Source organism: Poseidonibacter lekithochrous (assembly GCF_013283835.1).
Lineage (GTDB): Bacteria > Campylobacterota > Campylobacteria > Campylobacterales > Arcobacteraceae > Poseidonibacter > Poseidonibacter lekithochrous.
This window is the reverse complement of sequence record NZ_CP054052.1, coordinates 1,227,071-1,252,547: the sequence shown is the minus strand read 5'-3', so window position 1 is coordinate 1,252,547 and position 25,477 is coordinate 1,227,071. Positions and strand designations below refer to the sequence as shown.

General features: G+C 26.1%; 21 protein-coding genes. 8 read left to right on the top strand and 13 right to left on the bottom strand.

Annotation, left to right across the window (positions count from 1 at the left end; genetic code table 11):
* Nucleotides 1-61: 61 nt before the first annotated feature.
* The 4 genes from ALEK_RS06090 to ALEK_RS06075 are packed head-to-tail and all read left to right on the top strand — an operon-like array spanning nucleotide 62 to nucleotide 5,593.
* Nucleotides 62-3,142 (top strand): efflux RND transporter permease subunit, encoded by a 3,081-nt coding sequence (locus tag ALEK_RS06090; RefSeq protein WP_083574594.1) that lies wholly within the window; start codon nucleotides 62-64, stop codon nucleotides 3,140-3,142.
* Between the two features lie 3 nt (nucleotides 3,143-3,145).
* A complete protein-coding gene (locus ALEK_RS06085) occupies nucleotides 3,146-3,871 on the top strand; it encodes an efflux RND transporter periplasmic adaptor subunit (RefSeq protein ID WP_071626038.1) in 726 nt (241 codons plus the stop codon).
* Nucleotides 3,868-5,034 carry a TolC family protein gene (locus tag ALEK_RS06080; RefSeq protein ID WP_071626039.1) on the top strand — a complete coding sequence of 389 codons (1,167 nt, stop codon included), beginning with the start codon at nucleotides 3,868-3,870 and terminating at the stop codon, nucleotides 5,032-5,034. Before ALEK_RS06085 ends, ALEK_RS06080 begins: the two co-directional genes overlap by 4 nt.
* Before the next feature lie 37 nt (nucleotides 5,035-5,071).
* On the top strand, nucleotides 5,072-5,593 hold the full coding sequence (locus ALEK_RS06075; RefSeq protein ID WP_071626040.1) for a methylated-DNA--[protein]-cysteine S-methyltransferase: 522 nt from the start codon (nucleotides 5,072-5,074) through the stop codon (nucleotides 5,591-5,593).
* Between the two features lie 23 nt (nucleotides 5,594-5,616).
* Here the strand turns inward: ALEK_RS06075 and ALEK_RS06070 are convergent, their stop codons facing one another.
* From ALEK_RS06070 to ALEK_RS06060, 3 genes are all read right to left on the bottom strand, one after another.
* On the bottom strand, nucleotides 5,617-7,983 hold the full coding sequence (locus ALEK_RS06070) for a tetratricopeptide repeat protein (RefSeq protein WP_071626041.1): 2,367 nt from the start codon (nucleotides 7,981-7,983) through the stop codon (nucleotides 5,617-5,619).
* A 181-nt stretch (nucleotides 7,984-8,164) separates the two neighbouring features.
* The gene (locus tag ALEK_RS06065; RefSeq protein WP_071626042.1) at nucleotides 8,165-8,752 is read right to left on the bottom strand and encodes a TetR/AcrR family transcriptional regulator; all 588 of its coding nucleotides are present in this window, start codon (nucleotides 8,750-8,752) and stop codon (nucleotides 8,165-8,167) included.
* A 27-nt stretch (nucleotides 8,753-8,779) separates the two neighbouring features.
* Entirely contained in the window at nucleotides 8,780-9,214 is a 435-nt protein-coding gene (locus tag ALEK_RS06060; protein WP_071626043.1) for a hypothetical protein, read from the bottom strand.
* Nucleotides 9,215-9,288: 74 nt separating this feature from the next.
* Here ALEK_RS06060 and ALEK_RS06055 point away from each other — a divergent pair, with 74 nt between their 5' ends.
* Nucleotides 9,289-10,098: a DUF4197 domain-containing protein gene (locus ALEK_RS06055; RefSeq protein ID WP_071626044.1), complete on the top strand. Its 810-nt coding sequence runs from the start codon at nucleotides 9,289-9,291 to the stop codon at nucleotides 10,096-10,098.
* A gap of 10 nt (nucleotides 10,099-10,108) precedes the next feature.
* On the opposite strand, the gene ALEK_RS06050 is transcribed toward ALEK_RS06055, so the two are convergent.
* Together ALEK_RS06050 and ALEK_RS06045 are read right to left on the bottom strand one after the other, a co-directional pair.
* Nucleotides 10,109-10,690: a hypothetical protein gene (locus ALEK_RS06050; protein ID WP_228146256.1), complete on the bottom strand. Its 582-nt coding sequence runs from the start codon at nucleotides 10,688-10,690 to the stop codon at nucleotides 10,109-10,111.
* A gap of 147 nt (nucleotides 10,691-10,837) precedes the next feature.
* Entirely contained in the window at nucleotides 10,838-13,315 is a 2,478-nt protein-coding gene (locus ALEK_RS06045; protein WP_071626046.1) for a methyl-accepting chemotaxis protein, read from the bottom strand.
* A gap of 147 nt (nucleotides 13,316-13,462) precedes the next feature.
* Here ALEK_RS06045 and ALEK_RS06040 point away from each other — a divergent pair, with 147 nt between their 5' ends.
* Nucleotides 13,463-13,930, top strand: a complete 468-nt coding sequence (locus ALEK_RS06040; protein ID WP_071626047.1) for a hypothetical protein — start codon at nucleotides 13,463-13,465, stop codon at nucleotides 13,928-13,930.
* Nucleotides 13,931-14,146: 216 nt separating this feature from the next.
* Nucleotides 14,147-14,992, top strand: a complete 846-nt coding sequence (locus ALEK_RS06035; protein WP_071626048.1) for a YitT family protein — start codon at nucleotides 14,147-14,149, stop codon at nucleotides 14,990-14,992.
* Between the two features lie 35 nt (nucleotides 14,993-15,027).
* On the opposite strand, the gene ALEK_RS06030 is transcribed toward ALEK_RS06035, so the two are convergent.
* The 6 genes from ALEK_RS06030 to ALEK_RS06005 all read right to left on the bottom strand — a co-directional run bounded on the left by ALEK_RS06030 (nucleotide 15,028) and on the right by ALEK_RS06005 (nucleotide 21,382).
* A complete protein-coding gene (locus ALEK_RS06030) occupies nucleotides 15,028-17,328 on the bottom strand; it encodes a methyl-accepting chemotaxis protein (protein WP_071626049.1) in 2,301 nt (766 codons plus the stop codon).
* A gap of 197 nt (nucleotides 17,329-17,525) precedes the next feature.
* Nucleotides 17,526-18,752 carry a tetratricopeptide repeat protein gene (locus tag ALEK_RS06025; protein WP_071626050.1) on the bottom strand — a complete coding sequence of 409 codons (1,227 nt, stop codon included), beginning with the start codon at nucleotides 18,750-18,752 and terminating at the stop codon, nucleotides 17,526-17,528.
* A 101-nt stretch (nucleotides 18,753-18,853) separates the two neighbouring features.
* Nucleotides 18,854-19,261: a hypothetical protein gene (locus ALEK_RS06020; RefSeq protein WP_071626051.1), complete on the bottom strand. Its 408-nt coding sequence runs from the start codon at nucleotides 19,259-19,261 to the stop codon at nucleotides 18,854-18,856.
* A gap of 44 nt (nucleotides 19,262-19,305) precedes the next feature.
* Complete coding sequence (locus tag ALEK_RS06015; RefSeq protein WP_071626052.1) at nucleotides 19,306-19,785, bottom strand: GNAT family N-acetyltransferase; 480 nt, start codon at nucleotides 19,783-19,785, stop codon at nucleotides 19,306-19,308.
* A 21-nt stretch (nucleotides 19,786-19,806) separates the two neighbouring features.
* Nucleotides 19,807-20,625 (bottom strand): LysR family transcriptional regulator, encoded by an 819-nt coding sequence (locus ALEK_RS06010; RefSeq protein WP_071626053.1) that lies wholly within the window; start codon nucleotides 20,623-20,625, stop codon nucleotides 19,807-19,809.
* A gap of 13 nt (nucleotides 20,626-20,638) precedes the next feature.
* A complete protein-coding gene (locus ALEK_RS06005) occupies nucleotides 20,639-21,382 on the bottom strand; it encodes a sulfite exporter TauE/SafE family protein (protein WP_071626054.1) in 744 nt (247 codons plus the stop codon).
* A 214-nt stretch (nucleotides 21,383-21,596) separates the two neighbouring features.
* Between ALEK_RS06005 and ALEK_RS06000 the strand changes: the two genes are divergently transcribed.
* Nucleotides 21,597-22,721, top strand: coding sequence for a Fic family protein (locus ALEK_RS06000; RefSeq protein ID WP_071626055.1), 1,125 nt, complete (start codon nucleotides 21,597-21,599; stop codon nucleotides 22,719-22,721).
* A 48-nt stretch (nucleotides 22,722-22,769) separates the two neighbouring features.
* Here ALEK_RS06000 and ALEK_RS05995 read toward each other — a convergent pair whose 3' ends face one another.
* The gene (locus ALEK_RS05995) at nucleotides 22,770-23,549 is read right to left on the bottom strand and encodes a retron system putative HNH endonuclease (protein WP_071626056.1); all 780 of its coding nucleotides are present in this window, start codon (nucleotides 23,547-23,549) and stop codon (nucleotides 22,770-22,772) included.
* A complete protein-coding gene (locus tag ALEK_RS05990) occupies nucleotides 23,546-25,309 on the bottom strand; it encodes an AAA family ATPase (protein ID WP_071626057.1) in 1,764 nt (587 codons plus the stop codon). Before ALEK_RS05990 ends, ALEK_RS05995 begins: the two co-directional genes overlap by 4 nt.
* Nucleotides 25,310-25,477: the final 168 nt, after the last annotated feature.

The following is a 25,477-nucleotide window of genomic DNA, read 5'->3' as shown; positions in this document are numbered from 1 at the left end:
ATTAGAGAAGCAAAAACAAAAGGAAAAATAATGAGTTTTAAAATCAATAAAAAGAAAGGGAATGATGGAAAAGCTAATTAAATTTTTTCTTACTAAAACAAGATTAAACTACACTGCGTTTATCTTTCTTATTTTATTAGGAATAGTCTCTTATCAAACAATACCAAAAGATGTATTCCCATCAATTAAAATTGATAAGATTGCTGTTAGTGGTTCATACAGTGGAGCTAGTATTGATAACCTAAATAAAATGGCTGTTACAAAACTAGAAAAAGACATGAAATCTCTAAATGGAGTTAAAAAAGTAGAGTCTTTTATTAAAAATGCTGAGTTTAGTGTAATACTTACTTTAGAGAAAGGTTTAGATACATATAGTTTACTAAATAAAGTAAAAGATATTATTTCCAATAACAAAGGTAATTTACCCTCAGATATGGATGAGCCAAGAGCTTCTATTGTAGATTTCTCTTTTCCTTTAATAAGTGTTACTATTGCTTCAAATAATAAAACACAAGATGAATTAATATCTCTTGCAGATAAATTAAAAATCTCATTATCTTCTATTGAAAATATCTCCAAAGTTGATTTATATGAAAGTACAACTAGAGTTTATGAAATTATTCTAGATAATCAAAAAATTGATCTTTATGGGTTAAATAAAAATACATTACAAAACCAAATACAAAATATTTCTTATATCTTCCCACTTGGGAAAATTGAAGATAAAAAAGGACATCTTTATTTATCTGCTAAAAATGGAGCAAAAAGTGCAGATGAGCTTTTAAATACCATGATTAAAATAGATGATAAATCTATATACTTATCAGATATTGCAAAAGTTAAAAGAAAATATCAACAAACTGATGTTTTATCATTTTTAAATGGCTCAAAAAACATTGAATTAGGTTTATCAAAAAATGAAAAAGCAAATGCTATTGAGTTAGTAAAACAAGTAAAAGAAAAAGTAAAAAAGTTTAATACTCAATACAAAGATGTAGAAGTAGGCACATTTTATGATACTTCTATTCTAATTAAAAAAAGACTTAATACTGTTATCTCAGGGATAATGTTTGGGCTTTTACTTGTGGCTATTGCCATATATATTTTGATTAATAAACGTGTTGCTTTTATAGTTGTACTTGGTATTCCAACTGCTATTTTAATGGGTGTAGTTTTTCTATCTTTTACTTCTTATACTATTAATATGATTACATTAATTGGGGCTTTATTAGTCTTAGGTATTTTAGTTGATGATGCGATAATTATCGCTGAGAATATACAAAGACATATAGCAAAAGGTGAAGATAAACTTCAAAGTGCAATAAATGGAACAAAAGAAGTAATTACACCAGTACTAGCCTCTTCTCTTACAACGGTATTTGCTTTTATCCCTATGATGATGCTAACAGGTGAGCTTGGAGAGTTTCTAAAAATGATTCCAGTTGCGGTTGTTGTTTTAATTCTTGCATCACTAGTTGAAAGTTTTATATTCTTACCTATTCATGGATTACATACATTAAACAAAGATGATAAAGAACTTGATTGGAGTAAGGCGAATAATATTTATAGAAAATGTCTAGAAGGCATTTTAAAATACAAAAAAACATTTGTTATTGGTTTTACTATTAGTATTACAGCTCTTACAATATTTTTAATCTCAAGTATGAGATATCAAATGTTCCCTGACTTTGATGGGGATAGATTCTTTATTAGAGGAAAGTTTGATATGAATCACTCTGTTTTAGAAGTAAAAAACAAAACATTAGAAATTCAGGCAAAACTACTAGAAATAAAAGAAGACTTAGGATTAAAATCTATTGCTTATACAGTGGGTCTTAGAACAGATAATCAAGAAAACATTGAAATAAAACCTTCTGTTTTTCAGTTTAATATTGAAGTAAAAGAGAGAGTTCCTCAAAACTTTGTAGATGAGTTTATTACTCCTATTTTCTCTTTTAATACTGATGAAGAAAATCGTACTAGAAAAAAGAGTTTAGATGAAATCGTACTTTATTTAAATGATTTATTTAAAGATTATAAACCAGAGGGTTTAAGCGAATTTGCTATTAAAAAAGAAGGTGCAGGAATTACCTCAAATGATATAGAAATTCTTATATCTACAAAAGATACAAAACTATTAAATGCATCTATAAATGAATTAAAACAAGAACTAAAAAATATTGATGGAATTATTTTTGTAGATGATACAGCAAAAAAAGGTATTAAAGAGCTAAAAATAGAGATCAATGAATATGGACAATCCTTAGGATTTAATGAGACAAATGTATCAAATATATTATCAAGTTCATATCTAAAATCTACTCAATCTAAGGGTTTAGATGATGAAGGTGTTATTGAATTTATTTCTTATGACATAAATAAAAACAGTTTTGAAGAGTTTGAAAACTTTGAAGTTCAAGTACCAAATACAAGTAAACAAATAGCTTTAAATGAAATAGCAAACTTTATTTATATTGAAAACTTTGATTCTATTTACAAACAAAATGGAATTAATATCAAATCAGTTGTAGCAAATGTTAATAATAAAATCATAACAGCAACAGAAACAATAGAATTACTTGCTAATAAATTACAAGAATTAGAAGAGAAAGGTGTTAGTATTATTTTAGAAGGGGAAGCTGAACAAAATAAACAAATGGCAAAAGAGTTAACTTTCGCATTCTTTATTGCTATTTTCTTAATCTTTTTAACCCTACTTACTATGTTTGATTCTTTTAAATATACAGTTCTTGTATTGTCTTTGATTCCCTTATCTGTAACAGGGGCTATTTTCGGTCACTTAATATTAGGAATGAATCTAACATTAACTTCTATTGTTGGAATATTAGGACTTGCTGGAGTTGTTATTAATGATGCAATTGTAATGCTTGATTTTATTAAAAAAACAGAATCTGTAGATGAGTTAATCAAAAGAGCGACATTAAGATTAAGACCAATTGTAATTACTTCAATTACTACATTCCTAGGTTTATCAACACTTATATTCTTTGCAACTGGACAATCTAAGATATTACAACCTCTAGCTACATCATTAGGTTTTGGTCTTCTTTGGGGAACAGTATTAACACTACTATTTTTACCAGCATTATTTGCAATGTTAAACAAAAAAATTAAAGGATAATTTATGAAAAAAATATTAACTTTTGCCCTACTTTCTTTTACTACACTTTTTGCAAAAGAGTATATGGCACAAATAAAAACTTATGAAATGTATGAAATCAAATCGCAAACATCTGGGATTATAAATATTGTAAATAAAAACTTAGAATCAAAATATATAAAAAACAAAGAGTTATTAATAAAAATTGATTCAAAAGATGAAGAGATTGATCTTCAAAAAAATAGAAACTCTTATGAAATACAAAAAGAGATAGTTAAAATAAAAGAGCAAAACTATAAGGCAAAAAAAAGAATATCTCAGCTTAGCCTTTATGATAAAAACAATGAAAAACTATCATTTTTAGAAGCAAAAAAAGAGTTAAGTAATCTGGGACAAACTGTTAAAAAACTTGAAAATGAGATTTCTAAAAAAACTTTTGTTATAAAAAATAGATACATAGATAAAATCTTTGTAGACAAGGGTGAATATGTAAATATAGGAGATAAACTATTTAATTCTTATGATATTACAAAACTAAAAATCAGCCTGTTCTTATCACAAGAAGAGATAAAAAATATAGATTCAAAAGCATTATATATTGAAAATAAAAAGAGTTATTTCAAAGTAGATAAAATCCATAAAATCAAAGATGAAAACAAAATATCTAGATATAAAGTAGAGTTTATCAAAGATAATACAAAAGAAGAAAACTACTTCTTTGATAAAGTAGTGAAAGTAGAATTAAAATGAAAAACTCAATTTTAATTTTGTGTTTAGCCCTTGGGCTAAATGCTCAAAGCATCAAAGACAATAAACTACAAGAAATAGAAGAAACAAAAAACAAAAGTACTTTAGAGAGTAGTTTATTAAAAGACTCATGGATTAATCCTATTAATATTAGTGCAGATAGTACAAAAAGTAAGTCAGGTAATAGCAAAAGTACTTCAAATAAAATATATTTAGATATAAATCAAGATATTTTTAGAAGTGGTGGAATTCTATATACTATTCAAAAAGCAAAACTTCAAAAAGATTTGGCTCATCAAAACTATGATTTAAATCTAAATAGTTTGAATATTGATATTTATAAATTAGTATTACAACTAAATAAAATTGATTACCAGATAGAAAAGCAAGACTATCTTATAAAAAATAAAAGCCTAGAGATAGATAAAAAACAAGCCCAATATATAAATGGAGTTATTAGTATTGAAGACTTAGATAGTGCTATTATTGAGAAAAATGACCTAGAAAATCAAATAGAAGATTTAAAAACATCAAAAGATGATTTCGAGAAACAACTAAAAAATCTTAGTACTACTTCATATAAAAAAATCTTAGTTAATAAAATAGAAGTTATAAATCTAAAAAGTTTTTTAGATAATAATAAAACACTAATAATTGAAAACCTAAATAGTGAAATATCACAAAAAGATCTTAGTATTACAAATACAAATTATCTTCCAAAGGTTTCATTATTCTCACAAATAGGTTATGAAGATAACAATGCAAATGATATAAACGATGATTATTACAACTATGGAGTAAGAGTATCTATTCCTCTTGATTTTAATATGAATAAAAACAAACAAATTTCAAAGATTAATTACAAATTATCAAAAATAAAAGGTAATATCAAAAAAGATGATGAAATTAATAAGTATGAAGCTACATTAAAATCATTAAAAAGAATTGATAATAAAATCAAGAACAGCCAAAAAAGTATTAAAAATTATGAGAATATATATAAACTAACACAAGGTTTATATGAAGGTTTGTTAAAAACAAAACAAGATTTACTAACTATTGAAAATAGATTAAAATCAAGCAAACTAGATATTAATATTCTAAAGATAGATAAACAAATATCAATTTATGAACTACATAGAAATATTAGTATAGTTATGCAATAATCATTTAAATTATTAAACATATACAGGAAGTATTTTTATGAATGAAATATATATTCAATACTACAAAACAAATTTAACAGAATTTATAATAGGTTCATATGATAATAAAATATGTTTACTTGATTATAGATATAGAAAAAAAAGAGAAAGTGTAGATAATAGAATACAAAGTAATCTAAAAGCTATATATGTTGAACAAAGCAATAATATAATTGAAGAATGTAAAAAACAAATTGATGAATATTTTAATATGGAAAGAAATGAATTTGATATTCCTTTACTTTTAGTAGGTTCAGAATTTCAAAAAACTGTTTGGGAAGCATTACTAAAAATTCCATTTGGTAAAACAACTTCATATTTACAATTATCAAAAGATATAGGAAATGAAAAAGCAGTTAGAGCAGTAGCCAATGCAAATGGTGCAAATGCCATATCTATTATTGTTCCATGTCATAGAGTTATTGGTACAAATGGAAAACTAACAGGTTATGCAGGTGGATTGGATCTAAAAAAGAGACTAATAGAAATAGAGAATAATCTTTTTACTCAAAACATGTAGAAGAATTATTCTTCTATATGTTTTTAAAATCTACTTTCTTTCTTTTTTAGTTTAGATGCCTTTTTATACCATTTTTTTGCAGTTTCTAAATCTTTCTTAAATTTATAAAAATCTCCAATATGTTGTGCACTTTTACTTGTTCTAGCTACTTTATATGATTTTTTAAAATACTTAACTGCTTCCTCTAAATCCTTTTCTACCCCTAGACCTCTTTCATATAATAACCCTATTTCAAAAGATGCATCCACTTTATAATAATTACTAAAACTATCTTCTAATGTTTTTTTGAAATATTTTATAGTATTAATATAATCATGTTTTTCCAAATATATTGTTCCAAGAGTATAAGAAGAAAAAGGTATTTCATCAGATTCTTTAAGGTACTGTATCCCTTTATTTATATCTTTTTTTATCTCGTATCCATCTTGAGAAAAACCATCTATATAAATTTTACCTAGCCAACTTATTGCATCAAGATGACCTTTATTTGCAGCTATTTTTATATACTCAATGGCTTTTTTAAAATCTTTTTCTTCATAATAAATCTCTGCTAGTTTAGTATATGCACTCAGATATCCTAATTCTCCAGCTTTATTAAAATAGTACTCAGCTTTATTAATATCTTTTTCTATATATTCACCTTCAAAATGTAAGTTTGCTATTTTATATACTTGAACAGCATCTTTTTGTTTTATAAGTTTTTTTATATAGAAGTCAGCTTTTTGTTTATATTCAGCAGTTTTTTTATTCTTATCACACTTATTACAAAGATAAATATTAATAAGTTTTCTTATTGCATTTGCATCATTTAAAGCTATAAGTTTTTCATAATATATTATAGATTTATTTATATTTTTAAGATTTTCTGCTTTTTTATTAAAATAGCTTGGCTCCTGATAAAATTTAGCCAAAATTCTAAATGCAGATATTTCACCTTTATCCCCTAAAGTTTCATATATATCTATTGCTTCTTTTATTTTTTTAATATCTGGTTTATATAAATTACTTTTTGCCAATGCCAATGCAGTTTTTGAATCTCCTAATAAATAGGCTTTTTGTATATATGATTGTAGAAGGTTTTTATCTTTTGTATTATGTCTAGAGTATAACTCTCTTAATGTGTATATATTCTCTTGTTTTATTTCAAACTCTTCTAACTCTTTTAATAAAATTACATACTCTTTTTTTAATAAACGATTCTTTTGAAGCTTTTTTCTCAACAGTGAAATAAGATACGGGTTTTCACTCTTTTGTATAAAATCTTGCCACTCTTGCACAAGTTGTATTTCTTGAGTATCATAATATCTATGATTTCTTTTTGTTAATGTAGCTAGGTCTACTATTGCATTTACATTATTCTTGAAAGCTAACTCTTTTAAAAGTTTAACTCCCTCATCTTTATTTATATTTGTATATAAAAAGTTTGAAAAAGCTCTTTTTGCTTCATTTAGATTTAAAAGCTCTTTTTTTAATATTAAATAGTCATTTATATATTTTTTATCTTTTAGATATATTTCTAAAAGTTCTTCTGTGGCTTTACTACTATCAAGTAGAATAGCTTTTTTTAAAATATAAATTCTAGGTTCTAAGTTTTTCCTATCTATTTTTTTATATAATTTGTTCAGAAGCAAATGTGACTCTAAATCTTCTTTATTAAGTAAAATAGCTTTTTTATATAACTCCATTGCATTTTGTCTTTTTCTATGTGTTAAAAAATAAGCTGTTTTTTTAATTAATTTATAATTATTTGATTCTAATATATTTTGTATAGCACGTTCATACTCTGCTTTTTTGTCTTTTTTATGATAAACATTTATAATTTTTAAATAGTTAGAAAAAATAGTAGGTTTGAATCCAAGCTCTTTCATCTCTAGTTCTATTTTTTTTGCCATAATATGTTTATTATTTAGAATATAAGTATTGTAAAGTATATTTATCTGATTTTTGTCTTTTGATAATAATATTTTTTCATGTAGCTTTGTTAGCTCTTCTTTTGAGTAATATCTAGAAATATAATAGTTTAAAAGTTCACTTAGACCTTTGTCACGCTCAAGCTCACTAGCCCTTTTCAGAAGTTTTATATGTTTTTGTTCTCCATTAATAAATAAATCTTTATATTTTTTATGTATTTTTATAAAAGCTAAAATATCTTCAAAATTTTCACTTTGAATTACTATCTCATACCATTTTTCATAAAATTCTAATCCTTCCCTTGTTTGTGGGAATAGATATACTTTATTTAATTCTAATATGGCTTTTATATCACCTGTGTTTGCTTTTATAATTAATTCTTTTTTATAGTTTTTTCCCCAATATGGTAGATTTAAAGTGTCTGCATAAGCAGTAAAAAACAGTGTTGTAAATACTAAGATATAAATGAGTTTTTTCATTGTAGTTTTGTTTCCTATTTAGATAAATGAGAGATTATATAAATAATCAAATATGATTTTTAAATATCAAAAATAATATTAAAAAACAATGGCTAAAAAGTGTTCTTTATAATTATAGAGTAATTTGATTATATTTATTTTATTAAAAATGTAGATATTAAAAGGAAAGAGTTCAAAACAGTTAGTTTAAACTATACTGTTTTGAAATAAAAGATAAGTAGTTTTTCAACTCATCATGGAAATTATAATCTTCAAGCATAAAGTGATGAGTTAACATACCATCAGCAGTTGCGACTAGAGGTTTTACCATATGTAAAACATCTGGGTTTAATTTATTATTAGCAATTTCTTCTTTCATAATATACTCTAAACTTGAAAACATATAGTGGTATGTTTCTTGCATATAAGTATATAAATATATGTTCTTTTTATTTGAAAACATATAATACATTTGATTTACTAAAGACAAATAAGCAAGAGTATCTTTATGTGTTGATAGGTATATTGCAAATATTTCTAATAATTTATCTTCAAAAGTTTCAATCTCTTTCACTACTTTTATTTTATTAGAAATATTTCCATAAGCAACTTTTAGTGCTTCACAAAATAGTTCATCTTTATTTTTAAAATAGTGATAAAAATTCCCCTTACTCATTGTAATGTTTTCTAATAGATTATTAACACTAAAGTTATCAACCCCAGTATCTAATAACATTTCATAAGCTTGTATAGAAATTTCTAATTTTCTTTTTTCTTTTTTACTTAACATATTGAATTTTATAATAATGTAAGTATATTAATACTGATACATATGATATTTTGTATTTTCTTTTGCTTTTCTCTCTTCAATCTTCTTATAAGTATCAATTGCTTTTTGTTTTAATTCAGATGATACTTCTTTTCCATTATATTCAGAAATCAAAGTGTCTAACACATAAGTATAAACAATACTATTAAGTCTTAATGAGTCTTCATTTCTCATTAATTTATCTAAGTCAATAGCATAAACTGCCTCTTGAAAAGTAAAAAATAGTCTTTGTTTTATATCATCTAGTCTATATGTATAACCTAATATTGTTAAGAAGTTTTCTTCAAACTCTTCTTTAAAATTCTCTTCATCTAGTTGTTTAGCATATTTAGAAAACTCATCTGCACAAGTGTTGGCTACATCATTGGCTTCTAAAACTTTGTTTTTAAAACTATATATATAATCTGAAATTTCATTAATCATTAAAAAAATTATCCTTTTCACAATTTCTCTATTATATAATGTTAATATAAAACAAAAATTTATTAGGAAATATCATGAAAAAAACAACAATAATTGCAACACTACTTTTAACTTCAAGTTTATCATTTGCTTTTGATTTAAACTCACTTACAAAAGGTGTAATTGATAATGTTACAAAATCAACAAGCGAATCTACAACAACGACTAAAACTACTAATCTTAGTGAATCTACAGTAAATAGTGGCCTAAAAGAAGCTCTTAAAAAAGGTGTATCATATGCTGTATCAACATTAGGCGCTCAAAATGGATATTTAAACAACTCATTAGTAAAAATTCCATTACCAGAAAATTTAGCAAAAGCTGAAACTCTTATTAGAAAAGCTGGTGGGGATAAGATGGCTGATGACTTAATCAACTCAATGAATACAGCAGCAACAAAAGCAGCTCCAAAAACAGCAGAAATTTTCGTACAAGCAATTGATAAAATGTCTATTGAAGATGCAAAAAAAATCCTTGGTGGAACTGAAAATGCAGCAACTGATTATTTTAAAGCAAATACAACTGAGTCTTTAAAGAAGTTAATTACTCCACTTATTCAAGAAACAATGAAACAAAATCAAGTAGCAACATATTATGATACAGCTAATAGTTTTTATAAAACAAATCTAAAAGATACAGTACAAAATAGTTCAGTTATGGGATTAGCTAAAAACTTTGGTGTTGATTCATATATTCCAGGAAGTTCAGATGAGAATATAGATGAGTTTGTTACAAACAAAGCAATTGATGGATTATTCAAAATGATTGCACAAAAAGAAGCAGAAATTAGAACAAGTCCTGTAGCACAAACTACATCATTATTACAAAAAGTATTTGGTAACTAAACCTTTGGGTTTAGTTATTTGTGCTTAAAGAAAAGTAGTTATTAAAAGCATTGTTTTTTACTAAACTAACATCTAAATCTAAACTATTTTCTTCATTCTTATCAAAAGTATAAGTATAACTTGAATCAAAGTTTTTAATTAAATTTGTATAAAGTTCAGATTTTATATCTAAGATAAATATATCTTTTGAAATCTCATAAATATAAATAAAATTCAGAATAAAGTGTCCATCTATTTTATAAGTAATAAACTCATAATTTCCAAACTCTTTTTTTTCTAATACTTCCATTGTTTTTATTTTTAATTGTTCTTTTAATAAAGTAGTAAATAAACCATCAGCAGCACCATTCCATTCTACATCATTATCAACTCTAATATATTCTAAATAAATATCATCATTTTTAAGAGTATATGCATCTAGTACATAAGAATCATGTCTTGTTTTTGTTTCATAGTTTTCAATAGGATAAGTATAAAATGTCTCTAAATCGATTTTAAATTTTAGTTCATTATTTTCAAAAGTAAAGATTGGACGTGAAAGTTTGATAAAGCTCTTAACTAAGCCTTTTATTGCCTTTTTTATGAATCCCATTATTATAACCTTATGTAATATTAAGAAATGTACCTTAACATATTAATACGTTAAATACAAGTGTTTTTTTGGGATTTTAGTAAAAAAAAGTAAATTAAATGTTTAGTGAGAATAAAGACTCACTAAAAAGTGAATCTTTATAATAAATTAAAAACTTTCCCATTCATCATCAGATGAATTATCTACTATTTTTTGTGCTGGTTTAGCTGTAGATACAGGTCTTGAAACAGGTGCAGAATATGCAGGTGTTTTAGGTCTTGAATAACTTGGAGTTGAAACTTGTGGAGTAGGAGTTTCTACTCTTTGATTTTGAGCTGATGAAGTAGTATTTTTTATCTCAGAAGAGATATCAATATTGTTTTTACCTTCAAACTCTTTTTCATCTGCATTTGCAACTATATCTTTTGCTAAAGATGAAGTATCTAAAGCAATATTTTTAGTTTCATTTGCAACGGCAGCATTTTTCTGCGTTTGTTGATCAAGAGAGTTAATTGCATCATTAATCTGTACAATTCCAACTTCTTGTTCTTTTGAAGCATTTGCTACATCAGAGATTAACTCAATTGTTTTATCAATATTTGTATTTAAACTTGAGTATCCTGAAATCATTTTGTCTGCAATTGTTTTACCTTCATTGGCTTTTACATTTGCATTTTCAACTAAGTCTTTAATCTCTTTAGCAGCTTCTGCTGATCTTGATGCAAGATTTCTAACTTCTGCTGCAACTACAGCAAAGCCTTTACCAGCTTCTCCTGCTGTTGCTGCTTCAACTGCTGCATTAAGTGATAGAATATTTGTTTGGAATGCAATTTGGTCAATTACTGTAATTGCATCATTAATAGCAGTTACTTGAGTATTAATCTCATCCATAGCACTTGTAGTTTTTGTTGCTAGAACTTCACCTTGACTTGCTGAATCTGTAACTTGTGTAGCAAAATTAGACATTTGTGCAATTTTTTCTGTAGTTGAACTAACATTACCAGTAATCTCTTCTAATGCTGCTGCTGTTTCTTCTAGTGAAGCTGCTGCCTCATTTGAAGCTTGATTTAAAGTATCAACATTTCTTAGTAATACATCTGAAGAATTATCTACAATTAATCCAGTTTTTTTATTTTGAACTAACATATCCGTAGTTGAAGAACCAAGTGAATTAACACCATTTGCAAGTCTTTCTAAATGCTCCTTAATTCCATTTGTATCTACTTTTGACATATAGTTGTAATTTGAGAATTGCTCTAAAACTTCTAAAATATTATCTATATTTTTTTCTAGATTTGTTGCCATATTATTAAGAACATCTCTTAATTCATTTAAAGCTGGGTTGTTGACATTTGTTGTAATTCTTTGTCTAAAGTCACCTTTTTCAAATTGTCCTAAAACATTAATTGATTCATCAATAATAGCTCTATCTTCTTCAATTCCTTTTTTAGCTTTTACAATATTTTCATTTACAACTTTTGCCATTAGACCAATTTCATCAAAAGAATCAGCTTCTAATTCTTTTACATCTGAAGCATCTCTATTTACATAATCAAAGAAACCAACTAAACCATGTTGGAATTTATTTAATCTTTTTACAACAACATTATTTATTGTAATAATTGCTCCAATTACTACAAATGCTAATAAGGCTAATGAAATGATAATAATGATATTTCTAATTGCATTTGGTGTAACTAATACCTCAGCTTCATCAATTTCAGAAATAATTGCCCAATTTAAATCTTGCCCAATTTTAATTGCAGAGTAAGCAGATAAAACAGGATTACCATTATAATCTATAATAATTTCAGTATTATTTGTACCTGATAAAGCATTTCTACTAGCAAGAGTATCTACATTTGCACCACTTGAAAAAGAAGCTTGTAAAGAGTGACCTTGTGGGTCTAAGAAACTATCACTTCTCATAAGTTTGTCTTGCCCTACTAGGTAATCCTCTTGAGAAGCTCCATAACCTTTTCTAAATTGCATAATATTATTGATAGATCTATCACTAATTTGGAAAACTAAAGCATAATTTTTATCTTTAATTTTTGTAGCTAAGAACATTGCAGGAGCATCATTACTTGGAGCATAAGGTTTCATATCAACAAATACTGGTCTTCCTAAATCTATTGCTTGACTAAAAGCTTCACCTAATCCACTATTACTTAGATTTCCAGTTTTTAGATTTGCACCATAATCTGACTCTTTTGCCGCTGAATAAATTACTTGACCTGAGTTTCCATCAATTAGGAAAATATCATAATAACCATAATCTTTCATATAGTTTTGAAAGTAATCTTCATGCATATTTGTTGCTCTTTTAAATAAAGCATTGTTTACAGGATAAGCCCCTGATTTATTTGTATCAATATTTTCTGATACCATCTCTAAATCTTCTATTAATTCTTTAATATCTGCACTTCTTGAAAGAACATTAATATCTCCAATTCTTTCATTAAAGAAGTTTGTAATCTGATTTAATTTAGAATCCCTAGCAGCAGTTAACATCGCATAGTTTTGCGACACTAAGCTATCCTTTGCTTTGCTTACTGAAAATGTTGCTAAAACAATCGTAAGTAAACTTAAAGAAACAACAAGCAAAGTAATTACTTTAGCTTTAATTGTCATATTTTTAAACATTTCTCCATCCTATGTATATTTTTTATACATTATATGTGATTTATTATTTATTTAATATAAAAATGACAATTAGAAAAAATATAATATGTAAAGTAAAGCTTGAGTACCGGTATATGGTATAATTTAAAATTAGACAAAAGAGGAAAAATGACAACAAATTATTATTTTAGCAAAGAAAAAATTATTTTTAACCTATCAATGTATGAGACAATGTATCAAATTGCACTTGGAAAAATTGTACATTTAAGTAATATACAAAATATCTCTTACGAAGTAGATTTTCAACTAGCACTGGGTTCTATCTACGAATTATTAAAAGATTTAGAGACAGAAGCAAATTTAGATGAGATTTTTGAAGATGAATTAAAAAAACAAATTGCTATGGATGCTTTACAATTTTTTGTAAATGAAAATCAAAATCTTATTATGGAAAAAAACTTTGCAATTGAGCCTTTGATAAATGAAATTAATGATGGAGTTTTTTATAATGAAGCAATGATAGAAGTATATGAAGAAAATATCAAACTAATTACTCCTAAATATGAAGAATTCATTACAGATGAATTATCTAATGCAATTTTAAAATCACTTGAAGAGTTAGAAAACAATAATTAAACTTATACAAATTATTAGATAAGCCTAAAAGCTTATCTAATATTAGTTTTGATATTATTCGATTAATATAATGAAAGGAAAATACTCACAAGTGACAAAAGAACTTTTAAACTTAATTAAAAAATGTCTTAATCAAGAAAACACTCAACAAGAAAGCTAAGCCTCCCTACTCTAATCAAAAAACTTTTATACATTTTATTTTTATAGGATAATTTCATGTCAAAAATATTTACTACTGAAGTAAAGAACTATTTATATGTAATATTTGGTGTACTATTAATTGCAATTTCTGTTGTAATATTCTTTGTACCTAATAATTTTACAACTGGTGGAACGCCTGGTGCTGCTCTACTATTACATAAACTTACTGGTTTCTCTATTGGTTCTATGGTTATAGCGATTAATATTCCTTTGTTAATTTGGGGATATAAATACCTAGGGAAAAGATTTGCAATTAGAACTATCTTTGCAATTATTTTAATTTCATTGTTTATTGATCTATTTTCAAAATATTTATATTTTCCAGATTTAATAAGTAATATTCTATTAGCTTCAATTTTTGGAGGACTAGTAATTGGTCTAGGAGTTGGATTAATCATCAAAGGAAATGCAAGTGCTGGAGGTTCAACTGTAGTTGCAAGAATTGTATCTGCTAATTCTCATATTAAACCTGCACAAGTAATTTTAATTATTGATGTAATTATTGTAGTTAGTTCAATTTATGTCTTTAAAGACTTAGAAAAAGCTCTATGGAGTATTATGAGTATTTATGTTACTGCTAAGGCTATTGATGTTGTTTTAACAGGAACTCTTACAACAAAAGTAATACATATTGCTACAAATAAACCAGAGCTTCTAAGCAAAAGAATCACTCAAAGATTAGGAAATGATGGAACAATTCTAAAAGGAACTGCACTTCATCCAAATCAAGATAAGACATTAATTTTTATTGTTTTAGATGTTAAAAGATTAGGAACCCTAAGACAAATAATACAAGAGACTGATAATGAAGCATTTATGATTGTAATGGAAGCTTCAGAGATGTTAGGAAGAGGACACTAAGAAGTGAAAAGAAGAGTTTAACTCTTCTTTCTCTTTTATGAATTTAACTCACTTGCAATATCTATATTATCTTTACCCTCAAATACTTTTTCATTTGCATTATCAACTATTCCTTTTGCCAAAGAAGATGCTCGAAGAGCAATATCTTTTGTTTCATTAGATACAGAAGCATTTTTTTGTGTTTGTTGATCTAAAGAAGTTACAACATCATTGATTTGTATGATTCCTACTTCTTGTTCACTCGAAGCACTAGCTACATCTGAAATAAGCTCAATTGTTTTATCAATATTAGTATTTAAACTTGTATATCCTTTTATCATTTCATCCGCAATACTCTTACCTTCATTTGCTTTTAGATTAGCATTTTCAACTAACTGTTTAATATCTTTTGCAGCATCTGCTGACCTTGATGCTAGGTTTCGCACTTCTTGTGCAACTACTGCAAAACCTTTTCCAGCTTCCCCTGCGGTTGCTGCTTCTACTGCTGCATTTAGTGATAGGATATTTGTTTGGAATGCAATTTGATCAATTACTGTAATTGCTTCATTTATTGAACCTACTTGTGTATTAATCTCATCCATAGCTTTAGTAGTCTTAGAAGCTAATATCTCACCTTGACTAGCTGAGTCTGTAACTTGTGTAGCAAAGTTTGACATTTGTGATACTTTTTGAGTTGTTGAGCTTACATTTGCTGTAATCTCTTCTAGAACAGCTGATGTTTCTTCTAAAGACGTAGCTGTTGCATTTGAAGCTTCATTTAAAATATCAACATTTGTTAATAGACTCTTTGAAGATTGTTCAATAATCAAACCATTTTTCTTATTATCAACTAACATTTCTGTAGTTGCTAATCCTAAAGAGTTTACGCCATTTGCCAGTTTTTCTAAATGCTCTTTAATTCCTGAAGTATTAACTTTATTTGTATAATCATAGTTTGAAAATTCATCTAAAACAACTAAAATATTATCAATATTCTTCTCTAAATTTTCACCCATTCTATTAAGAACATCTCTTAGTTCATTTAGAGCTGGATTATTTACTTTTGTTGTAATTCTTTGATGTAAATCCCCTTGTTCGAACTCACCTAAAACTTTGATTGTTTCATCAATAATAGCTCGATCTTCTTCAATACCTTTTTTTGCTTTTATAATATTGTTATTAACAACATTTGACATAAGACCTATTTCATCTAAACTACTTGTTTCAAGCTCTTTTACATCACTTGCTTCTTTATTTACGTATTTGAAGAAACCTTCTAAACCATCTTGAAACTTCAATAATCTTTTTACTAAAACATTATTGATAATAACAACTGCACCAATTACCACACAAACTAATAAAGATAGAGATATTATAATTATGATGTTTCTAATTGAATTGGGAGTTTGTAGTACTTCTTCTTCACTAATTTCAGATAAAATTGCCCATTTTAAATCTTCACCTATTTTAATTGTTGAGTAAGCTGAAAGAACTGAGTTACCATTATAATCAAGTAACATTTCTGTATTTTCTTTTCCATTAAGAGCATTTAGAGTAGCAACTGTTTGTATTTTCTTATTGTTTTTAAAAGATGCTAATATTGAGTATTCTTTAGGAGATAAGAAACTATCACTTCTCATATATTTATCAGACCCTACTAAATAATCCTCTTGTGTATCCCCATAACCTTTTCTAAATTGCATAATCTTATTGATTGGTTTGTCACTAATTTGAAATACTAAAACATAAGAAAAATCAATTATTTTTGTAGCCAAAAACATTCTTGGTTTACCAGAATTTGCAATGTATGGTTTCATATCCACAAATACAGGTCTATCAAATTCAAGAGCTTTTTTTACAACATTGGCTAAACCACTATTATTTAATGAACCAGTTTTTAGATTCTTCCCATAATCATCTCTTTTTGCACCGGAATAAATTACATGACCTGTTTTTTCGTTTATTAAATACATATCATCATAATTATAATCTTTCATATAATTCTGAAGATACTCTTCATGCATTTTTGTAGACCTTTGCACAAAAATATTATTAATAGGATAATCCCCTTTAATATCAAACTTTATATTTTCTGCTGCTAGTTCTAAATCTTCAATTAATTCAATAATATTTGCACTTCTTGATAGTACATTTATATCTGCAATTTTTTTATTGAAAAAATCTGTAATTTGAATTATTTTTGAATCTCTCGCTGACGTTAGCATCGCATAGTTTTGAGATACTAAACTATCTTTTGCTTTTGATACTGAAAATGTTGCAATAACAATAGTTAATATACTTAATGAAACTACCATTAAAGTAATAATCTTAGTTTTTATTGTCAAATTCTTAAACATCTACTTCCCTTTTTTTAATTATTTTTAAAATATATGAAAAGTATATCCTAAATATATTTAATATATATTCTAAAAATATTGAAATTAAGGATTTATTTTAACACTAAAAAAGATATGTATAAGAAGGTTTTTTTATAGTAATAATCTAAGTTATATAAAGGAGTATTAAAGATAAGAAAGAAGAGTAAACCTCTTCTCTATTGTGTGTATATTCTTTTCATTTCAATAATTGAGACAACTATATTTGCGATTTGTTTATTTTCGTTATGAGCAAATCGTATGATAATATCATCACATGCTTCAAGAAATTCTTCTTTTCTGTTTAGAGAATGAAGTAATAATACTTTATATTTCATAGCAAAAGCTACATATAAAAGAGTATTATTTTCGTAATTTTCAAATTTTTGAATAATTTCGTCATAAACTTCTAGTGCTTCTTCTGGCAGTTCTAGAGCTTCTATTCTTTTTGCTTTATTTAATAAAGCTTTTGCAACAACTTCTAGAATTCCTTCATCTTCACTATCTTCAAATCGCTCAATTACTGAGTTATAGACCTCAATAGAAGCTTCATTTTTATCAAAACTTGTAAGAACTTCACCAATATTACAAGAAGCTAATGCTACTTGAAGTAGTATCTTTTGACTAGTACTATTCTCAAATAGTCTTATTATTTCAGAATAAATATCTAAAGAATATTCAGGACCATACATTTCTGATACAGCAACACCTTTATTTACATAAGACTTAGCTACTTGCTCTTGAATTACTAGGTTATCACTATTAGAGAATTTTTCTATTATCAAGTCATAAACTTCTACTTCTTCTTTATATTGTTCTAAATGAACAAATAATAAAGCTTTATTAAATAATGATCTTGCAACAGTAGATAAGATTATCTGATTTTCACTACTTTCAAATCGTCTAACAATTTCATCATAAATAAAAATAGCTTCTTCATTACGATCTAATTCTTCTAGGGTAAAAGCCTCATCCAATAAAGTACTGGCAATATCTTCCATAGTACCTTCATCTTCATTATCTTCAAATCTACCTACTAACTCATCTTGAACTTCTACTTTTTCTTCTAAACGATTAAGTTCCCCTAATCTGATATCTTTATTGATATATGCATTTTTAACATATTCAAGAACTTTAGGGTTTTGTACATATTTGAATTTATTGATTAAGATATTATAAACTTCTATTTCTTCTTCTATTTTATTTTCTTGTGCAAAGGAATTTGCTTGTTTAAATAAAGCAGTGGAAACATCTATAAGTTTGGAATCATTGTCTTTAGCTTTTTTCAGTAGTGATGGTAGAATTTCTAAACATTCATTTAATTTTTGGTCTTCAATTTTGGATACAAATTCTACGTATAAATCATCATAAGATTTCTGTTTTCTTGTGGATTCTTGCGAGTACATATTGTGCTCCTCAAATAAATAATTTTTTATATAATAAATATTTTATTATTTATTTTCTATGAGGTACATTAATTCTATATTCTAAATAGTAAAATTAAAGATTACTTTCTATCAAAGTTCAATAAGAAATCATTAATAAGTTTTTTTATCTTTATTTTGTCTTTGTCTAATATAATAAAATGGGCATTCATTGAAGACTCTGAAATATCTCCAGAGAGTACTTTGTCAGCAGTATTTGTAAAGAAGTTTATTCCAGAACCATTTATTCCACCAATAGATAATTTTAGTGAAGTTTTATCTAGTTTGTTTAAATATCTAGAACCTCTTGAAAAGCCAATATAGACTTTTGCTTTTGAGATATTGAGATTTCTATTATTTGTATTTGAGTCAACTATTTTACAAGTATGAGGAATTAATAAATCTAATATTGATTTGTTAATTTCCTCATGTTGTTTAGGTGTTCCTGAGTTTGGATTACCTTTTATGTAAACGATATCATAATCATACATTTTGCTCTTTTATAAGAATTTAAGAGCACTATAGCGCAATAAACTTAACTACGTGCAAAGTTTACTAAAGATTCACCTTCAAGTCTATAACCTACCCATTCATCTTGTGAAACTGCACCAATACTTTCATAGAAGTCTCTTGATGGAGTATTCCAATCAAGACAAGACCATTCGAATCTTCCACAATCTTCACCAAGAGCTTTATTTGCAAGATGTTTAAGCATAGCTTTTCCAGCACCTAATCCTCTTTTTGATTCACTCACGTATAAATCTTCTAAATACACTCCGTATTTACCAAGCCAAGTTGAGTAATTATAAAAATAAATTGCATGACCAATAGCAACACCATCTTCTTCACAAATAAGTGCTTTTACAGATGACTTCTCACCGAAGATTTTCTCGCACGTTTCTTCTACTGAAGTCACTACTGCATCTGGTTCTTTTTCATAAACTGCTAACTCAATTATAAAATCATAAATTGCTTGTGAATCTGATGCAATTGCATCTCTTATTGTTATTGACATTTTTATCCTTTTTCTTAGTATTTATAAACTAATATCTCTTAAATATTTATGAATTACTGGTAAATAGTCTTTTCTACATACAAGATGAGTATCTAGATAGTTTTCTATTTCTGTTTGTTTTACGTAGTCTGTATATCCAAACTTTTCAATAATCTTTGGACTTAATAAACTAACCCCATATCCTGCTTTTACACAACCTAGAATTAACTCATAGTTTTCTAAAGCTACTGTTTTATAAGACTCTTCCCTATTCTCTTTGATATAATTTTCTAAAAAAATACAGTTTGCACAAGTCTTTTTGAAAACAAATACTGTGTTTCCTGTCTGCTTTTTCAAAGGTTCTACTAATACCATCTTTTCATCAAAAACATTCAGTATTTCTAAATCTTTATTATGGGGATTTCCATTTATAAAAGCAATATCAAGTTTATAATCCAATAACTGCTCGGTTAAGTTCAAAGTACTATCTACTGAAAACTCTAATTTCATCTCTTCAAAGTCTTCATTTAACTGCTCAATTATTGGCATTAAGTTACTAGTAGTAAAAGTCTGTGTTGATCCTATTTTTAATACATCTTGATAATTAATATTTCTCATTTGAACAGTAGCTTCTTCTATTTTCTTTAGAATATCTATAGCATAAGGATAGAGTTTCTCACCCTCATTACTTAAGACTACTCCTCTATTTGTACGATGAAATAGAGAGTATCCTAGATTTTTTTCCAGCTGTTTTATTCGTAGTGTTACATTAGATTGAGTGAACTCCAACTCTTTTGCAGCAGAAGAAATACTCTTTGTTTTTGCAACAGTAATAAAAACCTTCAATAAATTTGTATCCAAAATATATCCTTAATTAAAATGAAATAGTATCTACGACTAAAACACACGCTATTATAAAAAGTAAAACTTTTAATATCTTTATATAGAACTTAGCATCAATGATTTTCTTTATTTTTAATCCAAAAAATAATCCAATCCCAACTACAATAAAACTAAGAGCCGATAACTCAACAGCACTTTGAGTAAAGGCTCCAAAATAAACAAATACAGCAATCTGTCCAATCTTAGTAAATAAAAAACAAAGATTTGATAACTGAATTGTATCTTTTTTAGAGTACTTCAACTCTAAAGTATAAATAATTGTAAGAGGTGCTACAACATTTGTAAGCCCAGATACAATACCACCAATAATACCTAAACCATAAGTAGAAGCTTTTGGGTTAGCAGAGATAAAACTAGCTTCTATTTTCACCATAGATTGTAAAAGATAAATAAAGATAATAAAAGCTAAAAGAAGTTTGAAATACTCAGAATTAAAATAAATAAGTATAACAGTACCAATACAAGAACCCACTACCATAAGAGCGATGATAAACCAAAACTTTTTTAAAGCCTCAAAAAATCTACCTTCACTTAAAATACTAACAAGATTTACAAGCATTGTAGGAACAAGAATATAAGTAATAGCAGTCTGAATATCTGTGAACATAGCAATAGCAGGAGTTGCCATCATACCAAATCCAAAACCAATACTTCCATGAATCAATGAAGAAGCAAAAACAATAAGCGCGAAAATAAGAAGAAAATCTGTTTCCATATGAGAACCTTTAATATTACATATAACTATGTGTAATACCTAAAGGCATTACTAAAGATTATAGCTGAAATTATTAAATTGGTGATAAAAATAGTTATTAAAATCTTTTGATTTAAAGAATGAAGCGAAAAAGCAACATTATCGCACTATATTTGGTGCGATAATATTGCTTTTTCGCACTTTTTTAATTATAATATATAAAAAAGGATATATCATGAATAAAAGATGGATATGGGAATTTGAGGAATACCCTAACTTTACATACGATTCTAATATTCTAAATCCTTTAATAAAAGAGGTTTCTTTCTTACAAGGTTCATTATCAACTCTTACTTCTTTTACATCAAAAGAGAAACTAGAAGAAAAACTAACTCAATCTTTGGCAGATGAAGTTATAAACAGTTCAGCAATAGAAGGAGAGTTCTTAAACAGAGAAAGTGTTAGAAAATCTATTGCTAAAAAACTAGGTCTTGATAACTTTGCCCAAACAGACTATGCAACGGATGGAATTGTTAATATTCTAATTGATGCATGTACAAATCACAGTAAAAACTTGGATATAGAAAGAATCTATAAATGGCATGCATCTATTTTTCCAACAGGACGAAATAATCTAGGTGAAAAAATCAATGTTGGAGAATTAAGAGGCGACTATGAAATGATTATAGGAGGAGGTGGAGTAAAAGATATTGTATATTATCAAGCACCCCCTTTTGATACTTTATTTGATGAGTTAATAGAATTCTTTCATTGGTTTAATAATACTGAAGACTCACTAATAAAAGCAGCAATAGTTCAACTATGGTTTTTAATTATTCATCCTTTAGATGATGGAAATGGAAGAATTGCAAGAACAATATCAGAATATGTTCTATCAAGAGTTGAAAAGTCTTATTACTCAAAGATTTATTCTCTTTCAAAAAATATCTATGAGCATAAAAAAGATTATTATAAAATCCTTGAAGAAACAACAGGCTTTAGAAAAAAAGAGATCCCTTTAGATATTACAAAATGGATAGAATACTTCTTATCAACACTTATATCTTCACTAAAAGATGCAGAAAAAAGTCTTTATTATATTATTGAAAAGACAAAGTTTTGGGATACTTTTAGAAATTATGATATCAATGCAAGACAAACTAAAGTACTAAATAAAATTTTAGATATTGGGTCAGAAAATTTTGAAGGTGGTTTAACTAAAAAGAAATATATTACTATAACAAAAGCATCTTCAACAACAGCAACTAGAGATTTAAAAGAATTAGTTCAATGGAAATGTATTCTTCAGAGAGAAGGAACTACAGGTCGAAATACAAGTTATTCTATAAATTTAAAATAGGTTATATTTTATTTAGACATAATTTTTACAAAAAACTAATTTTATTAATTATGCTAATTTTAGAATCAACCTCTTTAAAATCTTTTGAATATGTTCATTTTCAAAAAAAGTATCTATATTATTAATAATAAAATAGCGAAAAGAATAAAATTCATTTTCTTTTGTACATTCTTCTAAAAAGTTTTCTATATCAGGTTTAAATCTAGTGATATCTTTATGTTTTAGAAATAGTAAATAATGCTTTTGAATACGGCTTTTAAAATTAGTAATAATCAAAAGTCTTTTTTCAAGTAACTCTTTTCTATTTAAATTACAAGCATAATTAATTGTATGTGAAACTCTAGTATCTTCGGAATTAATTTTTCCTTCTGCATCAAAAATTAACTTATCTAAGACATATTCTTTTTCAGGATTTATTATTAATGGTTTCTCAATTAAATTATAATTATCACTAAGATTATGTATATTTAAAAAGTTTTCATTAGTATATGAAACTTGTGAATTTGCAATCTCAAATTTTTTTCCTTTCGTACTATTACAACTCCCACAACTAAGCAATAAATTATCCCAAGAATATGCCAACCAAAAATATGTATCTTTAGGTCTATAATGTTCTATATGTTTTGGACTATCTAAAAGTTTTTGTTCACAATAAGCACACTTCAAATGATATATTTCATTAAGTTTTTTTTGAACAGAACCTACTTTATATAAATTCTTATCATCTGTATATTTACTTGCAGTAATATTATTATCAAAAGCTTCTTTTCTATTATCGCTTTTTAATATACTAGGAATATCATCAAAATCTTTTTCTATTTTAATCATAAGTTATCTAATTCTTCGTCAATTAGTTTTAATATTTCATCTTCTTCTATATTTATATCTTCTTTGATTTTTAAAGATACTCTTTCATGAATTTTATCATATACATAATCATCACTACTTATTCTTTTATCATAATCTCTTGAAGTAATTGTTTCTAAATCAAATAAAGGAGAAGATACTAAGGAATTATTTGTATACCCTTCATTGGCAATTTGATTTGATATTTTAACCTCACCCTCGTCTTTATATATTTTATAAAAAACTGCTTCTTTTGATGCGCCTAAAATAACAGTAGGACTATGAGTTGTCATAATAAATTGAATATTAGGGAAAACATCTCTTAATTTTTTTACTAAATCATATTTCCATTTTGGATGAAGATGAAGTTCTATTTCATCAATTAAAACTATTCCTTTAAAATCATTTATATTTTTAACATAAGGTTGATTTTCAGATAATCTGGCTAATAAATCAGTTAATATTGTAATAACACCTTTATATCCTGCTGATAATTGAATAAAATCAACAACAGAACCTTTTTCTGTAAAGACAACTTTATCAGGGAAAATATCAATTTTAATATCACTATTTAATAATTCTTGTAAAAGTTTTTTTGCTGCTTCAACTGAAATAATATTTTTCTTTCCAGATTTTTCACTATGATCTAAATAAATCAACCAATCTATAGGATTTTTTAAGTCTAATGAAGCATTGAATAGTGTTAGGTAACCAGTTTCATCTTCTTTCATTTGACAATTATTATTTCTATTTGCACCATACGCAAAAAGATTTTTATATTCTTGATTTTTAGAATCATAAATATTATCATTTGTATCTTCAAGCCTTAAAACATAATCTTTTTGAGATTTTACTGTATCAAAAACATCACCCTCCGAAATGCCTTTCAATCCCAATGTTAAAGCTTGTAAAAATAAAGATTTTCCATCACCATTTTCTCCAACTAAATATATTTCTTTTTTATCTTCTAGATTTTCTAATCTTAGATTTTTTATACTAAAGAAGTCATTTATTTCAATACTTTTTAAATTAGTAATTTCTTCTTTTTCAATATCTTTTTGTTTTTCTTTTTTTAAATCTTCTTGTAGTACATTTAGGAGTAAATCTATATCTTCTATTTTTTTAAGAAAAATTGGTTTTATATTATTTTTATTATGAGCTAAAAAATTATTTACATTCTCTTCTAATGTAATAAAAATTGAAGAACGAGTAAAGTTAAACTGTAAAACTTCATAGTAATTTTTTGAAAAAAATATGAAGTTTTTATCATGACTAACATATTCATCATCATTATTAAATTCATAAGATTCTGGCAATAAAACCGAATCTTTTATATACTTTTGAAGTTCATCTACAATACTTAATTTAATTTCATTTCCAGGAAACGAAAATTCATGGGTTATCTTAATAAGTTTTATAAAATCAAACTTTAAAAACTTCTTATAATTTAATTCATTTTTTGATATAAACTCTTCAAGTTCAACATCAGAAAGTTGTTTTCTGAAAAGTTCAATCTTTTTATCAGTTGATAATTCATCATAATTTTCAGGAACATCCCAAAGTTCATTTTCATAATCTTTATTAAAAATATCATCTTTAAATATATATCTCAAAATAGCTGGAGAAAAAAAGCTGTATGCGTTCTTTTTTGCAATATTTAATAATAATTTATATGATTTACATTGTTTTGGATTAGAAGGGTCAAAAATATATTTTTCAATATCATTTTTATCAATAGACATTAGTTACCTTTTATATCTTTACAGATTAGTAATAGATTTTAGCGAAATTTAAATTAGATAATATTAATTTTAGAAGTTTAATAGAGTTAGTTGTATGAAAAATCAAGGCGCAGATAGTTTTTGTTGATTGAGTTTACGGAAGTTAAGTAATTGAAAGAAAAACTATTT

Coding starts and splice junctions, on each gene's coding strand:
- ALEK_RS06090 (WP_083574594.1), top strand. CDS start 62: ATGATGGAAAAGCTAATTAAATTTTTTCTTACTAAAACAAGATTAAAC.
- ALEK_RS06085 (WP_071626038.1), top strand. CDS start 3,146: ATGAAAAAAATATTAACTTTTGCCCTACTTTCTTTTACTACACTTTTT.
- ALEK_RS06080 (WP_071626039.1), top strand. CDS start 3,868: ATGAAAAACTCAATTTTAATTTTGTGTTTAGCCCTTGGGCTAAATGCT.
- ALEK_RS06075 (WP_071626040.1), top strand. CDS start 5,072: ATGAATGAAATATATATTCAATACTACAAAACAAATTTAACAGAATTT.
- ALEK_RS06070 (WP_071626041.1), bottom strand. CDS start 7,983: ATGAAAAAACTCATTTATATCTTAGTATTTACAACACTGTTTTTTACT.
- ALEK_RS06065 (WP_071626042.1), bottom strand. CDS start 8,752: ATGTTAAGTAAAAAAGAAAAAAGAAAATTAGAAATTTCTATACAAGCT.
- ALEK_RS06060 (WP_071626043.1), bottom strand. CDS start 9,214: ATGATTAATGAAATTTCAGATTATATATATAGTTTTAAAAACAAAGTT.
- ALEK_RS06055 (WP_071626044.1), top strand. CDS start 9,289: ATGAAAAAAACAACAATAATTGCAACACTACTTTTAACTTCAAGTTTA.
- ALEK_RS06050 (WP_228146256.1), bottom strand. CDS start 10,690: ATGGGATTCATAAAAAAGGCAATAAAAGGCTTAGTTAAGAGCTTTATC.
- ALEK_RS06045 (WP_071626046.1), bottom strand. CDS start 13,315: ATGTTTAAAAATATGACAATTAAAGCTAAAGTAATTACTTTGCTTGTT.
- ALEK_RS06040 (WP_071626047.1), top strand. CDS start 13,463: ATGACAACAAATTATTATTTTAGCAAAGAAAAAATTATTTTTAACCTA.
- ALEK_RS06035 (WP_071626048.1), top strand. CDS start 14,147: ATGTCAAAAATATTTACTACTGAAGTAAAGAACTATTTATATGTAATA.
- ALEK_RS06030 (WP_071626049.1), bottom strand. CDS start 17,328: ATGTTTAAGAATTTGACAATAAAAACTAAGATTATTACTTTAATGGTA.
- ALEK_RS06025 (WP_071626050.1), bottom strand. CDS start 18,752: ATGTACTCGCAAGAATCCACAAGAAAACAGAAATCTTATGATGATTTA.
- ALEK_RS06020 (WP_071626051.1), bottom strand. CDS start 19,261: ATGTATGATTATGATATCGTTTACATAAAAGGTAATCCAAACTCAGGA.
- ALEK_RS06015 (WP_071626052.1), bottom strand. CDS start 19,785: ATGTCAATAACAATAAGAGATGCAATTGCATCAGATTCACAAGCAATT.
- ALEK_RS06005 (WP_071626054.1), bottom strand. CDS start 21,382: ATGGAAACAGATTTTCTTCTTATTTTCGCGCTTATTGTTTTTGCTTCT.
- ALEK_RS06000 (WP_071626055.1), top strand. CDS start 21,597: ATGAATAAAAGATGGATATGGGAATTTGAGGAATACCCTAACTTTACA.
- ALEK_RS05995 (WP_071626056.1), bottom strand. CDS start 23,549: ATGATTAAAATAGAAAAAGATTTTGATGATATTCCTAGTATATTAAAA.
- ALEK_RS05990 (WP_071626057.1), bottom strand. CDS start 25,309: ATGTCTATTGATAAAAATGATATTGAAAAATATATTTTTGACCCTTCT.